This is a genomic window from Candidatus Ozemobacteraceae bacterium, assembly GCA_035373905.1.
Classification (GTDB): Bacteria; Muiribacteriota; Ozemobacteria; order Ozemobacterales; family Ozemobacteraceae; genus MWAR01.
In genome coordinates this window covers 66,938-86,736 of sequence record DAOSOK010000008.1, presented here as the reverse complement: position 1 = coordinate 86,736, position 19,799 = coordinate 66,938, and the positions used below count along the sequence as shown (strand labels likewise).

The window sequence follows — 19,799 nt, the reverse complement described above, 5'->3', positions numbered from 1 at the left end:
GGGCCGGATCGGAAGACGATTCGGCCCGGTTTTCGTCCGGGGGAAATCAGGTGGGGCAGGCGCGGGTGGCGGCCGATTCCGGGGAGTGGGCGCCGCAGGATTCCGGCGTGGCCGCGTCGGCCGTGTCGGGATAGAAGCCGAATTTTTTCAGCACGGCGAGCTTGGGCAGGATGTTTCCGGCCAGGTCGATGTGGAAGAAGCCGGGGAACAGGTCGGGGTGGGCCTGGATGAACTCGTAGATCGGGCGGTGCTGGGGCGCGATCTCGAACTTCGACATCGTGCTGATCTCGTGGCCGGTGATCATGTATTCGGGGAACAGCTCGGGACAGAACTCGAGCCTCGCTTTCCCGGCATACGTTTGGTACAACTCGGTCTGCGGCAGCAGGCAAAGCATGGATGGCAAGATGCGCGCGCCCAGCATGCGCAGCGAGACCATCTGGAACACGGTCTGGTGAAAGTCCTCCATCGTCTCGAACGGGAAACCCCAGATGTAGAAGGCGTCGACGCGCGGGAAAATGCCGACCGCCTCGGAGACGCGCGCGATCGCCTGTTCCGCCGTGAAGCCTTTCTTCACGAGCTGGAGGATGCGGTCGCAGCCGCTCTCGATGCCGAACCGCAGCTCGACGCAGCCCGTGGAGGCCATCGCCTCCATCATCTCGCGGTCGGTCAGGTCGACGCGGCCGAAGGATTTCCACATCACCTTCAGGCCCGAGCGGCTCAGCGCGTCGCAGAACTCCATGACGCGGGATTTCTTCGAGACGAAATATTCGTCCTGAAATAGAAACATCTTCACCCCGGCCGTCTCGTGGAGCATGCGCATCTCGTCGACGATGTTGCCGACCGATCGGAACGTCGAGGTGTGGTCCCAGACCGGGGCGACCGAGCAGAAGGTGCATGGGTAGGGGCAGCCGCGCGACGACATCAGGCCGTAGCCTCGGTACTGCTTCAGGTCGATGTGCTCGAACGCCGGAAACGGGACCGCGTCGAGATCGGCGACCCGCTCGCGCGTGGGCGTGCGCACGATGCGGCCGTCGCGGTCGCGCACGACGAGGCCGGCCACGCGGGTGAGATCGTCTCCGCGTCTGATGGCGCCGAGCAGGTCGGGGCCGGTGCGCTCGCCCTCGCCGACCGCGATGACGTCGATCCAGGGGAAGCGTTCGAGAATCTGCTCTTCGACGGCTTTCGAGCCGACGCCGCCGAGAACCAGCGTCGATTCGGGGTGTTGTTTCTTGTATTCCTGCATCGCCAGGATGGCGAAGGGGAGCAGGTTCGCCATGCAGGAGAAGCCGACGACGGGCGCGGCGCCCTCGAGGAAGCGCAGGATCGCGCCCGTGCTGAACGGCTCGGCGGCCTGCGTCAGCTGGTAGTCGCGGAAATCGACGGTGTAGCCCGCCTGCTCGAGCGCGCGGGTCAGGTAGAGGCAGCCGAGCGGCAGGTGGAGTTCGCGGTCGACGGTGTCGAGGTAGCGGACGTACAGCAGGTTCAGGTTGAGAAGCGTGATATCGGCGGTCATCGGAGGCTGGCTACTCGTCGAAGCCGGGAATGTCCGGCCGGATGCCGCGGGTGATGGCCGAATCGTCGACGTCGACGGGCGGCTGTGTCTGGATGCCGGGCCGGGCCTCGCCGGTGCGGGGGTGGAACCGGACGACGATCCGGGATTCCTCGATATCGATGACGAACAGGGCGGCGTCTCCGGCGGCCTCGGTGCAGAGCTTCCTGAGAGCCTTCCCGAGCGGCAGACCGGCTGTCGCCGCGCTGACGCGCCGGCTGGCGTCGATCGCCGTGCCGCCGGCCAGAGAGATGCTGACGCCGGTATCCGCGGCGAGAAGATCAAGTGCGTCGCTGAAGGGGCGGTCCGTCACGTCGCCTTTGACCAGGACCTCCTGCAACACGGTGAACGTCAGCGGATCGCCCGGCTTCCACGTCGACGTTGCCGGAGCCGGAGAGGCAGTTTGTTCTGTCTCATCCGGTGTGACGGGCGGGGCGGGTGCCGGTTTCGGCGGCCTCGGGATATCCGGCCGGACGCCGCCGGGCGGCATGGGAAAATCGGGCCTGATGCCGCGCGTCATGCGGTCGTCGTCATCGGCGGCCGAGACGCCCGCGTTCGGCAGGCCCGGCCTGAATTCTCCGCTCGTTTCGTCGGCCGGGGGCGTGTCGGCGCGACCGGCGACGGGCGTGAAGGTCAGCTGGGCGAGCAGGGCCAGCATCGCCGCCGCCGAAGCCCCGGTAAGCGCCTTCCGCTGGGGTTCGGGAACGGCCGTGCCGGAGATGATGATCCCGAGCTGGGCTTCGGGAATGGAGGTCAGCATCGCCCGTTCCGACGGATCGAGCGGGATCGCCAGCTCGTCCGCGACGGCGGCGCGCCTCGCGAGAAGATCTGCGCGGAACGACGCATCGACGGCGGCGCGCTTGATCAGCAGTTCCATGCCGCGCGGGATGCCGCGGCCCCGGTCGGTCGCGCCCGCGGGGCGGCCGCCGACGATCGTGTGCCCCTGCCCGGCTCCAACGGGCGTTTCGCCTGGCCGGGCCATGTTGACGTTCCGTTTCGATTCGCTCATCGTGCAGCCTCCACGTCAGGTGTCGGAATGGGACAATGATACCTCGAAATCGGCAATCGAAACCAGTTCGAAGCCCGCCGGTTTTCCGGGAATCGCGGGAAGCGGCTCCGTCACGAGATGCCCGGAAGCGGCTTCGACGGTCGCGGGGCAGGCGACGATCGGCGTGCGGCGCGTTTCCTTCGACCGCTTTTCCATAGATGATGATATATTCACCGTCGGGCCGGTCACGGTGAAGTCCTGGCGCCCGTCAGAGCGGCCCAGCACCCCCATCAGAATCTCGCCCGTCGCGATGCCGCTACCGATCGCGATCTCGAACTCGCCGGCCGCGCGCCGGGCCGCGTTGAATGCGGCGAGCTCGCGGCGCATGCCGAACGCGGCCCGGACGGCGCGCTCGCCCGGCGGGGCCATGCCGTGGGTCGGCAGGAAGACGGCCATGATCGCGTCGCCGATGAACTTGTCGATCGTGCCGCCGTGCGCCTCGATCACCGCTTCCATGCGGGTCAGATACTCGTTGAGCATCGCCGTGATCTTCTCGGGCGGCTGGGTTTCGGACATGGTCGTGAAGCCGCGGATGTCGGTGAACATCACCGTGGCGGTGAGGCGTGTGGCGGTGCGGCGGTGGCGGCCGGCGACGGCCTGCATCGTAAGATCCGAGATGAACCGGCGCAAAAACTCCTTTTCGGCCAGGTCCTTCGCCATGGCGTTGAAGCTGAGACACAGGCTGCCGATCTCGTCGTCGGTCAGCACGGGCAGGCGCTGTCCGTAATCGCCCGCCGCGATCGCTTCGACCGTTTTCCGCATCTCGCCGACCGGTTTCAGGAAGAACGACTGGAACAGGAGCAGGGCGAGAACGACGATCGCGACCGGATACGCCGCCGCAAACACGGCCGGGGGAAGCGCCATCCCGGCTTCCTGCCCGATCGGTTCGAGCGCCGCGCCGATCATCTCCATGCCCGTAAGGGGGCGGGCCAGGACGTGGCAGGGCGTTCCGTTGACCGTCAGGCGGGTGCGGATGTTGCCTCCCTCGCTTCTCAATCGCTGCAGAAGGAGATACATGGCCGGTTCCATGCTGGGCGACACGGGGAGGACGTTCGGCCATTCCCCTTCCATGTTCTGCTGGAGGACGATCGGCGGGACGGCCTGGCCGGGGCTGATGCGGCTGTTGACGGCCTGGGTCAGCTCCTGCTGGATCATGAACTTGCGGTTCATGACGGCGAACAGCAGCATCGTTGGCTTCATCGATTCGTCGAGCACTTCGTGAAAAATGACCGAGGCCGTCTCGTGGAACATCTGGAACAGCATCAGCCGGTCGAAGGTGATGGCGAGCTGGTAGACGGTTTCCGGGCTGACCGCGAGCGCGAAGATGTCGTAAATCATGCCGCCCCGGATCTCCTGCTGAAGGTTCTGGCGGTCGGAACCGCCCGACGAGGTCTCGCGAGAGATGAGCGTCGAGAAAATAAACTGGAGGAGCGCCGTCATGAGCGTGCGGACCTGTTTGATTTCTTTGCGCGTCGGGTCGGTGATGCCCGGAGTGAAATCATGCGGATTGCCGTTGGGATCGATGACATACAGGGTGTTCAGAAACAAGTTTTTCAATGGTGCGACCGCCGACGCGATGTCGGAATCCGGTCGCATGCCCTTGCGCCACGCCGGATCGTCGAGGAACTTGCGGATCGGTTTGATCAGCTTGCTCAGGTAGGATGCATGGCTCGCCTCGAGTTGCTCCAGACGTTGCTCCAGACGTTGCATGGCATCGGCGCGCCGGGAGTCGAAACGGCTCTGGCTCCCGATGAAGCCTGTCCAGAGGAGACCGGTGACGGGGATGCAGCTCACGACCACGCAGATCGCCAGGCATTGGCGGAAGAGGCCGGTCGCGATGCCGCCCCGCACGTCGAGGCTGAGCGCCAGCGGGATCGCGGCGAGCAGCAGCAGAAACAGGGCCGGCATGACGGGCGAGCGGGCGAGCCGGAACGGCAGGCGCATCTGCTCCGTGTGCAGCGCGATCGTATGCTGCCAACCGGCTTCCCGGATGAAGACGACGCCCCGCATCGAGGCGTCGAGGATGGCGCCTTCGGAAGTCCGCTTGGCCTCGACGGCGACGGTCCGCGCCAGTTCCGGCGTCAGCCCCGGAATCTCCCGTTCCGCCGTGCGCAACCGGCGCCAGGTCGTCAAATGAATCCGCGGGATGTCGAGGCCGACGGTCGGCAGCGCGAGGGCTTTTTTCAGCCATTCCGAAGAACCGATCGTCCTGTTCGGCACGAACAGCGCGAAAAAGCCGGCGCAGGGGACGATGCCGACGGAAGCCGGCTCGGAGGCGATTTCGAGGTCCTTGTATGCCGCGAAACACAGGGACATGTCCGGAAACCATGGTCCGATGAAAAGTTGCCCGTATTCGCCGAGAAATCGCGACGTTTTGAGCGAGATGGGGTTGTGCTCCAGAAACGTTACCGGACCTCCGAAAAGATGCGTCATGGATGGAAAATACATCCCGCGAACGAAATCGGGGAACGGCTCGAGCGTCTCGCGACATCTCCGCTCGGCCATGACCGTCAGAAGCGCCTCTCGATCCTGTTGGGTCAGTCCGCGATTGGCAAGGAGATTGTACTCCTTGTTCCATATTGAATACTTTATATCTGAACCGAACGCGGCGCGCCAGCGGGAGACGATCCTGCGCACCGTCCCCGCATTCAACGCCGTCACGCCGTGGAGGCCGGCGAGGATCTTTTCGTGGGCCAGGCTTTTCGGAGACAGTCGTTCGCGCAGGAGGGGAAGACGGTTCCGGAGCGTGTCGAGATGCTCCAGGCGGATCGAGTCTTCGCGGCTTTCCTCGATGACGTCGAGGCAGAGCCAGCCGCACACGAACAGAAGCGCGAGCAGAAGAAGCATGAAGAGCCTCTCCCGGGAGGGAGACCGTTCACTCATGCGCCGGCCTCCGGATACCGACGACCTGGACCGCTTCCTGTCTTCCGCGGACGCCGTGGATGCCGGTCGGGACCGGCACGATTTCTCCGGGCAGGCCGGCGATCGTGGCGGTTGTCGTCAGGGCCGACGGATGCCGATCGCGTCCCGCGAGCTTCTCGAGACGCGCGGCGAGGTTGACGGTGTCGCCGATCGCGGTTGCGTCGAGGCGCTTGCGAAGGGAGCCGACATGGCCGACGACCGGCGAGCCCGAGGCGAAGCCGACGCCGTGACGCAGACGTCCGCCGGGCATGTCGCCTTCTTCGGCCATCCAGCGTTCCATCTCGCGGTCGATTTCGAGAGCGGTTCTCGCCGCGCGAAGACCGGTCGGCGGAAGGTCCGGCCCTTCACGGTAAATCGCCATCGCGGTATCGCCGATGAACTTGTCGATCTCGCCGCCGTGGCGCAGGACGGCGGACTCGCAGAGGCCCAGATACCGGCTCATCACCTGCATCGCCTCTTCCGGCTCGAGCCTGGCCTCGACGTCGCCGAACCCGCGAAGCCCCGCGAACAGCACCGTCACCGGCCGGCGGCTTCCCGGGTCGGGCGTGTGCGTCGCGGCGCTTTCCACGAGGTCGGCCCGCAGAAACGGCGTCATGCGGGCCTTGTGCCGGAGGCCCTGGACCAGCACGCCGAGCCGCCGGATCAGCACGCCGAGCTCGTCGTTGGCCGTCGAGACGATGCGGGTTTTGTAGTCTCCCCCCTCGACGCGCCTGACCGCGATCAACAGGGCCGACATGGGCTCGATGAGAAGGGCGCGCAGTTGCTGTACGGACCAGAGCGAGGCCATCGCGCCGCCGAACGCGAACAGGAAGAGGAGCGCCGCGGTCGCCGACCAGGACGGATCGGTTACGTCCGCCCGGATCAGGGAGATGCCGGCGGCGTCGATCCCCTTGAGAGGCCGGGCGCGGACGAGCCAGGGACGGTCGCGGAACTCGAGCGTCGTCTGGACGGGCTGGCCGGTGAACCGTACCAGGTCGAGGATCTTCCGGATTTTTCTATTTGATCCGATATAGAGATTCGTCGACGGAACGTCGCCGAGCACTGCCAGCTTGACCCCCTGGCGGCGCATCTCCGACAACGCCCGCCCCATCATCAGGGTGTTCAGGTTCGACAGGTCGAAATGCACGTTGAAAAAGCCGAGGGGCTTCTTATCGGCTTTTCCCCTGAAAAACGCCTGGAAGATGACGGTCTTCTGGCTCGCGAACTGGATCGGCGTGAGTTTGTCGAAGAGCGCCTGGTTGTGGTCGTCGATGCTCTTTTCCGGGAACAGCACTTCGAACTCGGCGGGAAACGGCCGTTCATTCGGCATCTTCTGCACCTTGAACCCGTAATACTGCATGGTCCGCTTGCCGATCGCGTCCAGCATGCCCCAACTGGTCTTGCTGTCCGCGACATGGAACTCGTACGATCGCCCGTCGCGAAACACCAGGACGGCCCTGGAAAGCCCGGATTGGAGAAACGGGGCCAGCTGTCTCTCGAAGGCCGCCGTCGAGCCGACGGACGCCAGTTCGGCGCTTCTGCTGACGACGAGAAGGAGGTTTTCGAGGCGGCCCAACTCCGAGGCGACCTTCTGTTCGACGCCGGCAAGCTGACTTTCGAGCTGTTTCAGCAGGCCCTCGGTCTGGCTCTGCGAAAGACGGTTCAGATGCTCGAGGCCCAGCAGCGCCATGGCGAGCAGCGTCGGAACGGTGAGCGCCGCCGCGGCGATCTTGAATTTCGCTTCGAGGTTGAGCCGGGGATGCCACCAGCCGGCCCCCAGGGCGAAAAGGGCGAATCCGGCCGCGAGCACCGTCGCTGAGAGCAGGCCGCGCGACGCGGTCGTGGCGGTGGTCACCCACCGCGATTTCGCGGGGGTGCGGATTGCGACGGTCAGTAGCAGGTCAGGATTCTTATCGTATATTATTGAGTATATGAACCATTCCGCCGTCAAATACACCGATTGCCCCCGTTCGAGCTGCTGTCCCAAACCGTGCAACATGCCCGGGGACAGCGGTTCGGCCGCCGGCCCGTCGCCCGCGATCTGCCACAGGCCGCCGATGGCCGTTTCCTCGCCGGAGAGAAGGCGGATGGCCCGTTCGAGTTCCCAGCCCTGTTTGGCCCGGTATACGGGAGCGATGACGATGCAGCTGCCGAGCCGCCGCTTCGCCGGCCGGCCGGCGTTGAAAACGACGATGGCGAGCGAGTGGAGTTTTCCGCCGATCAGCACTTCGGTCGCCTGGGTGCGGCTCCGGCGGAGGTAGCTCAGAGTGGCGATGCTGCCGAACGTTTTCTTGAAAAAACTCTGGGCGAGTGACAGTTCCGTCGCGCTGACACCCGTCTCGCTCCGGATCGCTCGCAGAAACGCCTGCCAGGCCCGTTGTCCCGGCGGTACCGGCCGGCCGGCCACCGGGATCATGCGGTCGGAGGCGTCGAACCAGTGAATCTGGGTGTCGGCGGGAAAAAACCGCCTGATCTTGGCGTCGTGGAGGCTTGCGGAAGCCTCGTCGATGGCGCGCCCGCGCCGCTCGGCGAGCACCGAGCGCCGGAACAGGCCGAGCTTCTCGGTGATGACGATGTTCCGGTCGAGGGCGCTTCGCAGGCGCATGACCAGCTCCCGCGCCTTTTCGCGGCACTCGGCCTCGCGCGCGGCATCGGTCGATGCCTCGAACCGGCTCGTCAGGTGCCAGAGGCCGGCCGCGGGAAGGACGACGACGATGAGAAAAAAGACAGCCGCCCAGGTCAGCGACTTCCGCCTGCCTTCGGGGCGGCGGTCTGCCGGTCCGGGAGGCGCTGTGCATGCCGTTTCGGCATTCGACATGGCGGATCTCTCAAGAGCCTGATGGGTGTGGTCGCCCGTCATGGGGGGTATGGTAGCACAGGAGAGACCGCCTTGGACCGGCGAATCTGCGATGATGCGCCGACGCGGCACGACATGCCCTCAACCCTTCAGACGCACGAGGGGGCGTGTAGCGGCGTCACGGCGACTTCACCGGAACGGACGGATGGAATTCGACCCGGCCCTTCTCCGGCAGCGAAAGGTCGAGGCGATACCAGGCACCCAGCGGGGCGGAAAATTCAAATCGTTCAACCGAGCCGAGCTGTTTCTCCACCTGTCGTTCCGGTTTCCCTCCTCTGCGGAAATTGCGTTCCTGGAAGATGGCGATGGGCATGCGGTCCCTGTCGTTCGTGAAAATCGGCTTGGGGCTGTGAGGCGCAGGGCGCCAGCGGATCTGCAGGCGTTCGCCGCGGGCCAGAGGCACAAAACAGGTCACCAGCCGGGTATTGGTTGCGGCCAGTTCAGTCCACGTGTCGAAGGGCAGGGCCGGCCCCGGTGGCGTGCCGAAGCCTGCCACCAGCCCGGTTCGCCGGGCGATGGCGCTTCGGAGGGGCGGCATTTCCGGCGTTTCGCGAAGATACCTTGCCGCCTCGACATGAATGAACGCCATGGCCAGCGCGCCCAGGATGACGGCGATGCATGATTCCCAGCCTTTGAGGCTTTCCCGGCGATAGAGGTCCAGGGCTTTCTGAAAATCCATACCTGCCAGACGTGCCTGGCGATGAGTGACGGCCAGCCAGTCCGCGGGAACATTCACCAGATTGTCGGCCGAACAGTAGGGGCAGGTGATGCCGACGGCATTGTCGGGAACGGCGAGCGGGGACCCGCATTGCCGACAGGTGCTTGGCCCGCCTGGCCGGGTCGGTGCTCCGACGACCAGCGCCACCCGGAGGGTGTTCATGGTGAAAAGGTTTCGACGAAGCCTGTAGAGCAGCACGAAGGTGACGGACAGAAACAGCGCGAAAGGGACGAAAGCCAGCAAAATCGATTCCGCATGCGTGAGAAGGTCGATGAGGTTTTCGCCGCGACTGCGGGCCACATACCAGTTCAGAAACGCGAAGAATCCGCTGTCGGGACCCATGGCTGCAGGCCCGATAAGGAGCAGGAGCACGACCACCCCCGTCATGATGCGTTCCGGAACCTGGGTGAGGAGCCAGCCAAAGGTGGAGGGGCGGGTTCCGAGGAGCGCGAACAGTTCCTGAACCCCCTGTCTCCGCTTTTCAAGCGCGGCCTGTGATGCCAGGGCCTCCAGATAGGACGTTGGAATCCGGACGGGCGTCCGGCAGTAGGCGCAGGTGGTCTCCGTGACCTGTCTGAGCGGAACGACCGCCTTGCAACTGGGGCACAGCAGTGGCCGAATCCTGCATCGCCCGTCCGAAGGCATGGGTTCCGCAGTTTCGAGGTTGTCCCCGACCGGTCGGGGCCCGGGCACTGACGGCATGGCGGTGACCGGGAGAGGCTCCGCTTGGGTTGCCGGCTTCTTATCAGGGAGGAGCGCCGATTCGAACGAGGTCAGTCCGAGCAGCTTCCGAAGCCGTGCGAGGAGTGCTTCCTCCGGGGCGTCGATGTTCCCGTCCGCCCCGAACGTGGTCAGAACGCTTCGATAGAGGTCTTCCGGAGAGGCGAGAACGGACTCCCGGAGGGTTTCCGAACGGAATTCCCTGATGGCCTGATTCCCCAGGGCGTTGGCCCGTTCGACGGACAGGCCCAGAAGGGGTGCCAGGGCACGTAGAATCTCGAACTCATCGGCCCCGATGACGCCGTCGGCGCAGACCTGTCGCGCAACCGCAAGAAAGACCTGCTCCGGATGACTCAACGCATCATGGGACGATTGTTGATCGGCCATTTTGATACCCTCTCTCGTTGCATCGCGCACCCCGGATCACCCTCATTGGCAGCATCTGACATCTGCCGGGGAAGCCCTGGGCGTGTCAATGGTAGCACAGGGACGATTGCCTTGAACCGGCGAATCTGCGATGATGCACGGGTATGAATCCGATGAAACTCCTCCGGGGCGCCGGCGGCTGGGCGGTCGTTGCCCTGTGCATTCTCGCCGGACTGGCCGTGCTTCTCACGGATCTCGGCCGCGTGACGGCAGCGCTGGCGGCGTTTCCGCACCGCCTTATCCCGGTGATTCTCGCGTTCGTCAGCCTCAACTACCTGCTCCGGTTCGCGAAATGGGAGTATTTCCTGCGCCGGCTGGGGGTGAGAATCGCCCTCCGCGACAGCCTCTGGGTCTTCTTCGCCTCGTTCGTGATGGTGCTCAGCCCGGGCAAACTGGGCGAGGTCGTCAAATCCCTGCTGTTGCGCAACCGGTACGGCATCCCCGTCTCCCGCACCGCACCCATCGTGCTGGCCGAGCGCCTCACCGACCTGCTGGGCCTGATGTGCCTCGCCGCTTTCGGCTTCTCCAGGTTTGCCTGGGGCGGCAAAACCCTGATTGTCTGCAGCATCTTGCTGATCGTCGGGCTTGCCGCCGCGACGAGGCCCGCGTTCTGGCGGGTGCTCGACCGTGCCGCCGGCCGCCTGGCTCCCGGAAAACCCCGCCTCCGAACGATGATCCGGGCGCTCGAAGAAAGCACCCGCATGCTGCTGACCCTGCCCGCCCTGCTCGTCACCGTGCCGCTCAGCGCCTTTTCCTGGGCATGGGAAGGGGCCGCGCTGTATCTGATCTTCGGCGGGCTCGGCGTCGCGCGGCCCGAGCTGTTCGGCCTCTCGGTGTTCGCTCACGCGTTCGGCTCGATCACCGGCGCCCTCTCGTTTCTTCCCGGGGGCCTGCTCGTGACCGAGGGAACCCTCAGCCTCTTCTTCATCTCGGCCGGCATCGCCGGCGACGCCGCCGTCACGGCCACCCTGCTGATCCGCGCCGTGACCCTCTGGTTCGCGATCCTGCTCGGCCTCTGCGTCTTCTCCGCCGGCGCCCGCGCCGACGACCTCCGGCTCGACCCGGCCGCCGCCCCCCGGCCGTCAGACGGGGAGCGTATCCCGGCGTGATGCTTTCGCATCCTGCTCTGAAGCCGCGCCTTCACAGGTGTTCCGTTTCGTTGCGCACGCCGCCGCCACTGCTAAAGCTGTAGCTATAATACCTGGAAATACATATTTATTGCCGAACCCCGATGATCGCCAGTGGCAAAAGGAAAAGATGTGGAGCGCGTTCACCGCGCCGATCATCAGGAGGCCCGTGAAGAAACGCCGGTGCGGCGTCCGGCGAAGCAGCCACGGGAGAAAAATGACCCCGATCAGAACCGGGTTGTAGAAAAGCAGGCCGTAGTGGTGGTGGAACAGCTTTTCCCACCAGTCGGAAACCAGGATGGCCGGATCGAAGCCCATCGGATGCACGGAAATCCGCATGGTTCCGGCGTGATACTCGGGCAGTCGGTGATACGCCGTAACGAAAAATCCGCCCCATAGCGCGGTGTTGACCAGCCCGATGCACAAGCCAGCCGCGGCCATGCCGGCGAAATATCGCAGGACGGTGACGCGGGTAAACTGCCCGGGCGGGAGCAGAAGAAAACCGAACGGGCAGACGATGAGCAGCGCAGGATGCGCCAGCACGCTGAGGCCGGCGATGAACCCCCCGGTTGCGGGCCGGAACGCGGCCACCGCGAAGCCGGCGAACAGCAGGGTATTGGCGAACACCTCGTAGGAGAAGGAATACGAGTGGAGCAGGAGCTGCGTTCCGAGGCCGAGCCCCAGAACCGTGGCGAGCGGCGAGAGGATGATTCCCCAGCCGGCGGCGATGCGACGAAGGCTCAGAAACAGCGTTACGATCAGGAGTTCGTTGAATATCAGAAACCCCGCTTCCCCGAAGACGCCGAAAAAGAGCGCCGCCACGATCGCGGTGAAGACGCCGTGCTTCGGGTACAGCTCGCCGCGCGCCCCCAGGGCAAACGCATCTTGCCAGACGGGGAGATTCGATTTCAGGCTCAGCGCGATGGCATCGGACGCGTAGCCCCGATACTCCGGGGGTTCGAGCGAGCCCGTGCGCCAGATCGAGCGCGCTGCTTCCGAGATGCGGATATGAGGCAGTTCGTGCATGACGTGCCAGCCCATCAGATGAAACGCGACTCCGTAGGCTGTCAGAGACGTCAGCAGCAGGAGAAGGAGTTCCCTGGTGCCCGGGATGCCGGTCAGCCCGGAGATGTGGGTTTCGGATCGATCTGTCGTTTCCATGAAGAACCGCCTGTGATGCTATTGCTCGACACACCAGACGAATGAGCGTGCAGGGGTGTGTTTTGCGAGCCCGGCCATTATCGGGGATTCCCGCGGGAAAATCAAACGGCTACCACCGGGCCGGGAAGCCCATGGCATGCCAGAGATTCCAGGCCGCGCGGTTGCGCGTGGCGGTGTCGGGATGGTTCTTCGTTTTTTCCCAGGCATGGTGGGTCCAGACGACGTCGCGGTTGATGTCGTCGCGCAGGTCCGCCCACAGGTCCCGCGCGGCCCCCTGGTGGATCGTCAGGATGCGGAGGAGGCGCTTCTTCGAGCAGCCGCGCAGCCTGAAATCGCGCAGGATCTCGGCGCCCCAATCACCCGCCGAGAAGCCGAACGGCAGGCCTTCCTCGAAACGGTCCTCGGACATGCGATCGAACGTTCCCCGGACCATCTTGACGGCGGCTTTCAACCCCGCCAGGTTCATGCGCACGACCATCAGGTCCGGCCGGGCCTGATGCGCGATGTCCTGGCATCTCGACCAGCCCGGAAATGCCGGAACCGGCGGCGCCTGCAGGATTCTTCCCGTTTTCTCCGCTTCCTTCAGGGCCTCGTCCATATCCTTGCGAACGCGCCGCACGAGAAGTTTCAAATCGGATTCCTGCCAGACCGGTTCCGGGAAGCCACCCAAGTTCAGGCGAAAACTCCATGCTCCGCCCGCGGCTTCCGGCGGAGAAGCGAAAACGAGTGCGCTGACGGCAAACGCCAGCACCGCCAGCCAGCGGTAACGAACGATATTCGGTCGCATGGTTTTCCCCGCTCCTCTCTTCTTGTGGTTCCTTTGAAACAGAAGTCACGTATTTTTCGTCCCCGTTCGTGCTGAGCCTGTCGAAGCACGAGAGACCTCGCCCCCTTCGGCAAACTCAGGACAAGCTTCGACAGGCTCAGGGCGAACGGGGGGGGGTTCATTCTGCAGGACTCAATAGGCCCTGGAGTAGGCATTCTAGCATCTCCGGCCGGCGGACTGGCGGTAATCGCATCGGGCAAATCGCTGAATCCGCCTTGCAGTGTCGGGTGGGTTCAGGTAAAGTTTTACCCGCCATGAAGTCTACTGAAACCGTGATGAAAACAATTCTCGAAGCCGTCAGGCGGGGTCGCATGGATACGGGCGAGGCGCTGGCCGAGTTGCGCCGACGGATGCCCGGCGAGGTGACCGTTCCCGATGCCGTCCTCGACGTTCACCGCGAAGCCCGGTCCGGGTTCCCGGAAGCCATTTACGCGGCCGGGAAATCCCCCGAACAGACCGTCTCGATTTTCCGGGCCCTGAAAAAGGCGAACGGGCGCGCTCTCGCGACCCGCTGTCCGGACGAAACGCTCGAAGCGCTCAAAAAACAGATTCGCGGAATCCGCATCGACGAACGGTCCCGGACGGCTATGAGCCTTCCTGCCCGCAAACCTGCCACGCGAGGCCGTGTCGCAGTCCTGGCGGCCGGAACGTCCGACCTTTCCGTCGCCGACGAGGCGGCCGCGACGCTCGAGTTCGCCGACGTCGGCGTCGTGCGGTGCAGCGATATCGGCGTCGCGGGCATCCATCGCCTGCTGGGGCGGCTCGACACGATCCGCACGGCCGATGCCGTGATCGTCGTCGCGGGCATGGAAGGCGCGCTTCCGAGCGTCGTGGGCGGGCTGGTGCCGGTTCCGGTCATCGCGGTGCCGACCTCGGTTGGGTATGGCGCCAGTTTCGGCGGCATTGCCGCGCTGCTCGGCATGCTCAACTCGTGCGCGGCCGGGGTGACCGTGGTGAATATCGATAACGGGTTCGGCGCCGCCGTGGCGGCCATTCGCATGATCAACGGGAGAACGTCATGACCACGTTATACTGGGACTGCTTCGCGGGTATCGCCGGCAACATGGCGGTCGCCTCGCTTCTCGACCTGGGGGCCGATCCCGGCCGTCTCGAGGCCGAACTGGCGAAACTCCCCTTCCAGGAAGGCAGCCTCGGGATTTCCATACGGAGCATTATAAAAGACGGCATCCGGGCGACGTATTTCAACACCCGCGACGACGAAGCCCATGCGCATGCCGACCCGCAGCACGATCACGCGGTATCGCACCACGGAGATCACGATCACACCCATTGTCACAACCATGATGACGATCATGCTCACGACCACGAACATGGGCATGAGCACACGCATTGTCATGACCCTCACCACGACCACGAACATGGTCACGGTCATCCGCATGCCCACGACCATTCGCATCCGCACGCTCACCATCTGCCGGAGCGCGGGCTGCGTGAAATTCGCGACCTCATCGCGGCCGCGAAGTATTCCGCCGGCGTGGCCGACCGGGCCCTCGCCTGTTTCTACGAACTTGCGGCGGCCGAGGCCGAGGTGCATGGCGCGACGCCCGAAACCGTCCATTTCCACGAGGTCGGCGCCCGCGACAGCATCGCCGATATCGTCGGGGTCGCGATCTGTCTCGAAGAGCTCGGTGTCACGTCCGTGCACGTGTCTCCGATCCATGTCGGACGGGGCTTCGTTAGCTGCCGCCACGGGAAAATGCCGGTTCCGGCGCCTGCAACGGCGCTTCTGCTGAGAGGCTACGAGATATATTCCCTTCCGGACGTCGACGGCGAGTTGACGACCCCCACGGGCGCGGCCATTCTCCGGGGGCTTCACGCGAAGCCGGGTCTCCCTGCCAGCTTCGTTCCGAAGAAGATCGGTGTCGGTGCCGGAAGTCGGCGATTCGCCGTGCCGAACGTCCTGCGGGCGTTTCTCGGCGATTCCGGCGCGGTGGCCGGCAACGTCGATTACGATGAGGTCAGCGTTCTCGAAACGAACGTCGACAATGTATCGGGCGAACTGCTCGGCTATGTGGCCGAACGACTCTGGGACATCGGCGCGCTCGACGTGACGATGACCCCCCTGATCATGAAGAAAGGCCGCCCCGGCACAGCACTCAGCGTGATGATTCCGCCGGCGCTTGCGGCTCGGGCCCAGGAACTCCTGTTCAGCGAACTCCCCACCCTCGGGATCAGACGGCAGACGGTTTCCCGAGCCGTTCTCCGCCGCGAAAAGCGGGAACTGCAGACCTCCTACGGAACCGTGGCCGCCAAAAAAATCACCGACCCGGACGGAACCGTCCGCATCGTTCCCGAATACGAATCCCTGCGGGCCATCGCCATCGATACGGGAACCCCCTTGCGCGATATTCAGGCCCGAATGACGAAAAAAATCTCCGAACTCGAAGAACCTTGATTGAGTCAGGAGCAAAACATTCAATGAAGGACCACATCGCGATGCGCCCGGAAAGACCTCTGCGATTCAAACATTCGAATGAAGGGCACGGTGCCCTGGGCCGCTTGACGGGTGTGATATGATATCCGGTCATTCATTGAAATAGAGGAAGCATGATGAACGTTCAGGGAAGAGCCGTCAGTATCATCGGTGCCGCAAAAAGTGGGCTGGCGGCTGCCAGAACGCTTGCCGAACTTGGGGCACGGGTCCTGGTTTCCGACATCCAGCCGGTCGAAAAGCTTCGCGATGCTTTTGCGAAAGCCGGTGTGCCGGCATCCGTCGAGATCGAGGGCGGCGGCCATTCCGAACGTGTGCTCCAGGCTGATTTCATCGTTCTGAGCCCCGGCGTGCCTACCGACATCCCCATCCTCCGGGAGGCCGCCGGGCGCGGAATTCCCATACACTCGGAAATCGAGATCGCCTACCGTCTTTCGAAGGGGCGGCGACTCGTCGTCACCGGCAGCAACGGGAAGACGACCACGACGACCCTTCTGGCGAAATTCTGCGGATCCCGGTTTTCGAACGTGTTTCTGGGCGGAAACATTGGCATTCCGATGATGGAGTTCGCCGCCAGGACGGGCGACGATGCCGTCCAGGTCTTGGAAGTGAGCAGTTTCCAGCTCGAAACGATCTCCGAGTTCACCCCCGATATCGCGATCATCACGAACTTCTTCGAGAACCACCTGGATCGGTATCCGTCATACGACGCGTACCGGGCTGCGAAAGAGCGGATCGCCCTCAACATGACGGGCGACCGGATCCTGATCCTGAATGCCGATCAGGAGTCGATGCGTGAGTTGTCCGGGCGCGTCGGATGCAGGAAGGCCTGGTTTGGATGGGAGCTCGACGGCCGCCGCCCCGGCGTCACCATGCGCGGGGACACGTTCGTTTACATCCGGGAGGACGGCACCGAAACGGAGCTGTTCGGCCGGAAATCGGTGAAAATCATCGGCCGGCACAACTGCGAGAACATCATGGCGGCCTCGCTGGCAGCGCTGCTCGCCGGTGTCGAACCCTCGCGTCTCGAACCCGTGGTCGCCGAGTTCGCCGGCGTGGAACATCGTCTCGAGTGGGTTCGCGACCGCTCGGGGGTGACCTGGATCAATGACTCGAAGGGCACTAACTGCGCGGCGTCGATCATTGCCCTGCGCGCATGCACGCCGCCGGTCGTGCTCATCGCCGGCGGGCGCGACAAGGGCACCGACCTTTCTGAATGGATCGCAACGATGCGCGGCCGCGTGCGCAGCGTCGTGCTGTATGGCGAGGCGCGGGAACGGTTCCGGTCGGCAATGGAAGGGATCATTCCCCTGGTCTCCGTTCCTACACTCGAAGACGCCGTTGCAAAGGCCGCCGGACTTGCCATTTCGGGCGATACGGTCCTCCTCTCGCCGGCGTGCAGCAGTTACGACCTGTTTCCGAACTTCGAGGTGCGCGGCGCGAGGTTCAAGGAGTTGGTGAAGGCCCTGCCGGAATAGGCGGCCGATCCTTCCGATGAAGCAGAATCCATACGATCACGTCCTGTTTTTCATCGTCATCGCCCTCATGGGGATCGGGCTGACGATGGTGTATTCGGCCAGTTCGATCGCTTCGATGGCCCAGATGTCGGACAGCCTCTTCTATTTCAAGCGGCAGTTGATGTGGGTCGTCATCGGTCTCCTGGCCATGTTCGGCTTCGCCCAGATCGATTACCGGAAGCTGGATGCCCTTGCCGTCCCCCTGCTGGTCGTCGCGTTCGTGGGTCTCGTCGTCGTGCTGATTCCTGGCGTCGCCCGCGAGATCGGCGGCGCAAAACGCTGGATACGGTTCGCCGGCATCGGCATCCAGCCGTCGGAACTCGCGAAACTGTGCTTCGTCATCTACATGGCCCATTCCATCTCGAAAAAACAAGATTGCATTTGGAACCTGACGAAAGGCGTCGTGCCCGATCTTATTATAACATGCGCTGTATTTTTATTGATATTGAAAGAGCCGAATTTGTCGACGGCGCTCATCATCGGCTTTTCCTACGGCCTGCTTCTCTTCTTGGGAAACGGTTCGCTCACGCATCTCGGCGGAATGCTGGGCGGGGGGATGATCCTGGCCGTCTCGCTGATCTTCCAGAAAGAGTATCGCATGAAGCGCCTTCTCGCCTTTCTCGACCCGTGGGAAAACGCCCGCACGTCGGGATATCACATCATTCAGTCCCTGGTGGCGATCGGCTCGGGGGGCATCTGGGGATTGGGCCTCGGGCAGAGCCGGCAGAAATTTTTCATCCTGCCCGAGCGGCACACGGATTTTATATTTGCAATCATATGCGAGGAACTCGGTTTCGCGGGCGGTCTTGCCGTCGTTCTCCTCTTCCTCGTGCTGATCTGGCGGGGGTTCTACATCGCGATCCGGGCGCCCGACATGTTCGGCTTTCTGCTCGCCAGCGGCATCACCGGTATCATCGGCTGTCAGGCGATGATCAACCTCGGCGTCGTTCTGAGCGTGCTCCCCACGACGGGGGTGACGCTTCCGTTCGTAAGCTACGGCGGCTCGAGCCTCGTGTTCCTTGCGGCCGGCATGGGCATCCTGCTCAGCATCTCGAAATACGGGTCGAGCCAGAACGCCCTCATCGACATGCGCCGGATGCCGTTCTCCTCGAGGCATCTCGACAACGCCCGCCAGATGGGCGGGGGACGACGGCGCTGATGAAAAAAATTCTCTTCAGCGGCGGCGGCACGGGCGGTCACATCTACCCGGCCCTCGCCATCAGGGAACTCCTTCTCGAACGTTTCCCGAACCTCGAAACGGCCTATGCCGGCCAGTCTGAGGGGATGGAAAGCCGTATCGTGGGCCGCATCGACGGGCTCCCGTTTTTCCCCGTGCGTTCGCAGGGCATGCCCCGTTCCCTCTCGCCGAAGTGGTTGACGTTTCCCTTCCGTAACGCCGCCGGATTCTGGGATGCCCTGGCGCGAATGCGCGAGTTCCGGCCCGATCTGGTCGTCACGACGGGCGGCTACGTTGCGTTTCCGGTTCTCGCCTGCGCGCGCCTGCTCGGCGTGCCCTTCGTGATCCACGAGCAGAACGCGGCGATGGGCGTCGTGAACCGAGTCTTTGCCGGAAGCGCCTGCCGCGTCCTGCTGACGTATGCCGAAGCGGTCGAAACGCTGTCTGAGCGGGTCGTTCTGACCGGAAATCCCGTCCGGCGCGCGTTCCTGCAACATTCGGGAGGAAGTTCCCGGTTTCCGAAAAAAAGCGGCGAATTCTGGTTGCTTGCCGTCGGAGGCTCGGGCGGGGCGAAGACGATCAATGATGTCTGCATCGGCCTTACCCGGCAGTGGTTGAGGGAGCATCCGGAGATTCATCTCGTGCATATTGCAGGTGAGCGCGACCATGAGCGGGTGAAGGCCGAGGCTGCGTCGCTGCCGAACTATACCCTGCTTCCCTACCTTCATGAGATGAAGGAGGCGTTTGACGTGGCCGACCTGCTGATTTCGCGCGCCGGAGCGACGATTCTCGCCGAGATCGCCGTCTGCGGAAAGCCGGCGATCCTCGTGCCCTTCCCTTTCGCCACCGACAATCACCAGGAAAAGAATGCACGAGCCCTCGAGCGGCAACAGGCCGCGAAGGTCATCCTCGACAGAGATCTCAAGCCGGCGTCGCTGGCCGCCGAGATCGAGCGGATGAGCGCACCGGATGTGCGGAGCGCAATGGCCGCCGCCATGCGCGCGAGCCGCCCCGCCGACGTCGAGAAACGAATTCTCGACGAAATCGCGCCTCTCCTGCAACGCTGACGCTGTGTGTCGATTCCTGCGAATCGAAAACCACGTTGCAGACTCCGTTCGTGCTGAGGTATCGAAGCACGAACCAGCGCTCGCCCATGGTTTCGAGCATTCTTCCTTCGATCCCTCATGGGAAACGATTGATTTCCATCCGCAGGCTTGGAGGAAATATTGAGTCCTGCAGAATGAAAACCAACCGTTCGCTCTGAGCATGTCGAAAGGCGAAATGAAGAACCATCGGCAAGTGGCTGTTCGTGCTTCGACA

At 63.9% G+C, this 19,799-nt stretch carries 13 protein-coding genes; 6 read left to right on the top strand and 7 right to left on the bottom strand.

The features are described from left to right. Positions 1-46: 46 nt before the first annotated feature. From PLU72_05690 to PLU72_05670, 5 genes are all read right to left on the bottom strand, one after another. The gene (locus PLU72_05690) at positions 47-1,513 is read right to left on the bottom strand and encodes a radical SAM protein (GenBank protein HOT27659.1); all 1,467 of its coding nucleotides are present in this window, start codon (positions 1,511-1,513) and stop codon (positions 47-49) included. Positions 1,514-1,523: 10 nt separating this feature from the next. Then, entirely contained in the window at positions 1,524-2,558 is a 1,035-nt protein-coding gene (locus PLU72_05685) for a hypothetical protein (protein ID HOT27658.1), read from the bottom strand. A 15-nt stretch (positions 2,559-2,573) separates the two neighbouring features. Beyond that, a complete protein-coding gene (locus PLU72_05680; GenBank protein HOT27657.1) occupies positions 2,574-5,480 on the bottom strand; it encodes an adenylate/guanylate cyclase domain-containing protein in 2,907 nt (968 codons plus the stop codon). Continuing rightward, positions 5,473-8,316, bottom strand: coding sequence for an adenylate/guanylate cyclase domain-containing protein (locus PLU72_05675; GenBank protein HOT27656.1), 2,844 nt, complete (start codon positions 8,314-8,316; stop codon positions 5,473-5,475). Before PLU72_05675 ends, PLU72_05680 begins: the two co-directional genes overlap by 8 nt. Positions 8,317-8,473: 157 nt before the next feature. Continuing rightward, entirely contained in the window at positions 8,474-10,180 is a 1,707-nt protein-coding gene (locus PLU72_05670) for a hypothetical protein (protein ID HOT27655.1), read from the bottom strand. 143 nt (positions 10,181-10,323) lie between these two features. Here PLU72_05670 and PLU72_05665 point away from each other — a divergent pair, with 143 nt between their 5' ends. After that, positions 10,324-11,328: a lysylphosphatidylglycerol synthase transmembrane domain-containing protein gene (locus tag PLU72_05665; GenBank protein ID HOT27654.1), complete on the top strand. Its 1,005-nt coding sequence runs from the start codon at positions 10,324-10,326 to the stop codon at positions 11,326-11,328. On the opposite strand, the gene PLU72_05660 is transcribed toward PLU72_05665, so the two are convergent. Further along, positions 11,302-12,507 carry a hypothetical protein gene (locus PLU72_05660; protein ID HOT27653.1) on the bottom strand — a complete coding sequence of 402 codons (1,206 nt, stop codon included), beginning with the start codon at positions 12,505-12,507 and terminating at the stop codon, positions 11,302-11,304. The two genes, PLU72_05665 and PLU72_05660, sit on opposite strands and share 27 nt — an antisense overlap. 109 nt (positions 12,508-12,616) lie before the next feature. Then, a complete protein-coding gene (locus tag PLU72_05655; GenBank protein ID HOT27652.1) occupies positions 12,617-13,294 on the bottom strand; it encodes a hypothetical protein in 678 nt (225 codons plus the stop codon). A gap of 314 nt (positions 13,295-13,608) precedes the next feature. On the opposite strand from PLU72_05655, the gene larB reads away from it, so the two are divergent. The 5 genes from larB to murG all read left to right on the top strand — a co-directional run bounded on the left by larB (position 13,609) and on the right by murG (position 19,546). After that, on the top strand, positions 13,609-14,355 hold the full coding sequence (gene larB / locus PLU72_05650) for a nickel pincer cofactor biosynthesis protein LarB (protein HOT27651.1): 747 nt from the start codon (positions 13,609-13,611) through the stop codon (positions 14,353-14,355). Then, positions 14,352-15,749, top strand: a complete 1,398-nt coding sequence (larC, locus tag PLU72_05645; protein ID HOT27650.1) for a nickel pincer cofactor biosynthesis protein LarC — start codon at positions 14,352-14,354, stop codon at positions 15,747-15,749. The genes larB and larC overlap by 4 nt, the downstream gene beginning before the upstream one ends. Before the next feature lie 152 nt (positions 15,750-15,901). Next, complete coding sequence (gene murD, locus PLU72_05640) at positions 15,902-17,263, top strand: UDP-N-acetylmuramoyl-L-alanine--D-glutamate ligase (GenBank protein ID HOT27649.1); 1,362 nt, start codon at positions 15,902-15,904, stop codon at positions 17,261-17,263. Between the two features lie 16 nt (positions 17,264-17,279). After that, positions 17,280-18,461: a putative lipid II flippase FtsW gene (gene ftsW / locus PLU72_05635; protein HOT27648.1), complete on the top strand. Its 1,182-nt coding sequence runs from the start codon at positions 17,280-17,282 to the stop codon at positions 18,459-18,461. After that, positions 18,461-19,546, top strand: coding sequence for an undecaprenyldiphospho-muramoylpentapeptide beta-N-acetylglucosaminyltransferase (gene murG / locus PLU72_05630; protein HOT27647.1), 1,086 nt, complete (start codon positions 18,461-18,463; stop codon positions 19,544-19,546). The genes ftsW and murG overlap by 1 nt, the downstream gene beginning before the upstream one ends. Positions 19,547-19,799: the final 253 nt, after the last annotated feature.

Bases quoted from the DNA above. Each gene is read 5' to 3' on its own strand.
- PLU72_05655 (HOT27652.1), bottom strand. From the start codon at position 13,294: ATGCGACCGAATATCGTTCGTTACCGCTGGCTGGCGGTGCTGGCGTTT.
- ftsW (HOT27648.1), top strand. From the start codon at position 17,280: ATGAAGCAGAATCCATACGATCACGTCCTGTTTTTCATCGTCATCGCC.
- PLU72_05675 (HOT27656.1), bottom strand. From the start codon at position 8,316: ATGTCGAATGCCGAAACGGCATGCACAGCGCCTCCCGGACCGGCAGAC.
- murG (HOT27647.1), top strand. From the start codon at position 18,461: ATGAAAAAAATTCTCTTCAGCGGCGGCGGCACGGGCGGTCACATCTAC.
- PLU72_05660 (HOT27653.1), bottom strand. From the start codon at position 12,507: ATGGAAACGACAGATCGATCCGAAACCCACATCTCCGGGCTGACCGGC.
- PLU72_05690 (HOT27659.1), bottom strand. From the start codon at position 1,513: ATGACCGCCGATATCACGCTTCTCAACCTGAACCTGCTGTACGTCCGC.
- larC (HOT27650.1), top strand. From the start codon at position 14,352: ATGACCACGTTATACTGGGACTGCTTCGCGGGTATCGCCGGCAACATG.
- PLU72_05680 (HOT27657.1), bottom strand. From the start codon at position 5,480: ATGAGTGAACGGTCTCCCTCCCGGGAGAGGCTCTTCATGCTTCTTCTG.
- PLU72_05665 (HOT27654.1), top strand. From the start codon at position 10,324: ATGAATCCGATGAAACTCCTCCGGGGCGCCGGCGGCTGGGCGGTCGTT.
- murD (HOT27649.1), top strand. From the start codon at position 15,902: ATGATGAACGTTCAGGGAAGAGCCGTCAGTATCATCGGTGCCGCAAAA.
- PLU72_05670 (HOT27655.1), bottom strand. From the start codon at position 10,180: ATGGCCGATCAACAATCGTCCCATGATGCGTTGAGTCATCCGGAGCAG.
- larB (HOT27651.1), top strand. From the start codon at position 13,609: ATGAAAACAATTCTCGAAGCCGTCAGGCGGGGTCGCATGGATACGGGC.
- PLU72_05685 (HOT27658.1), bottom strand. From the start codon at position 2,558: ATGAGCGAATCGAAACGGAACGTCAACATGGCCCGGCCAGGCGAAACG.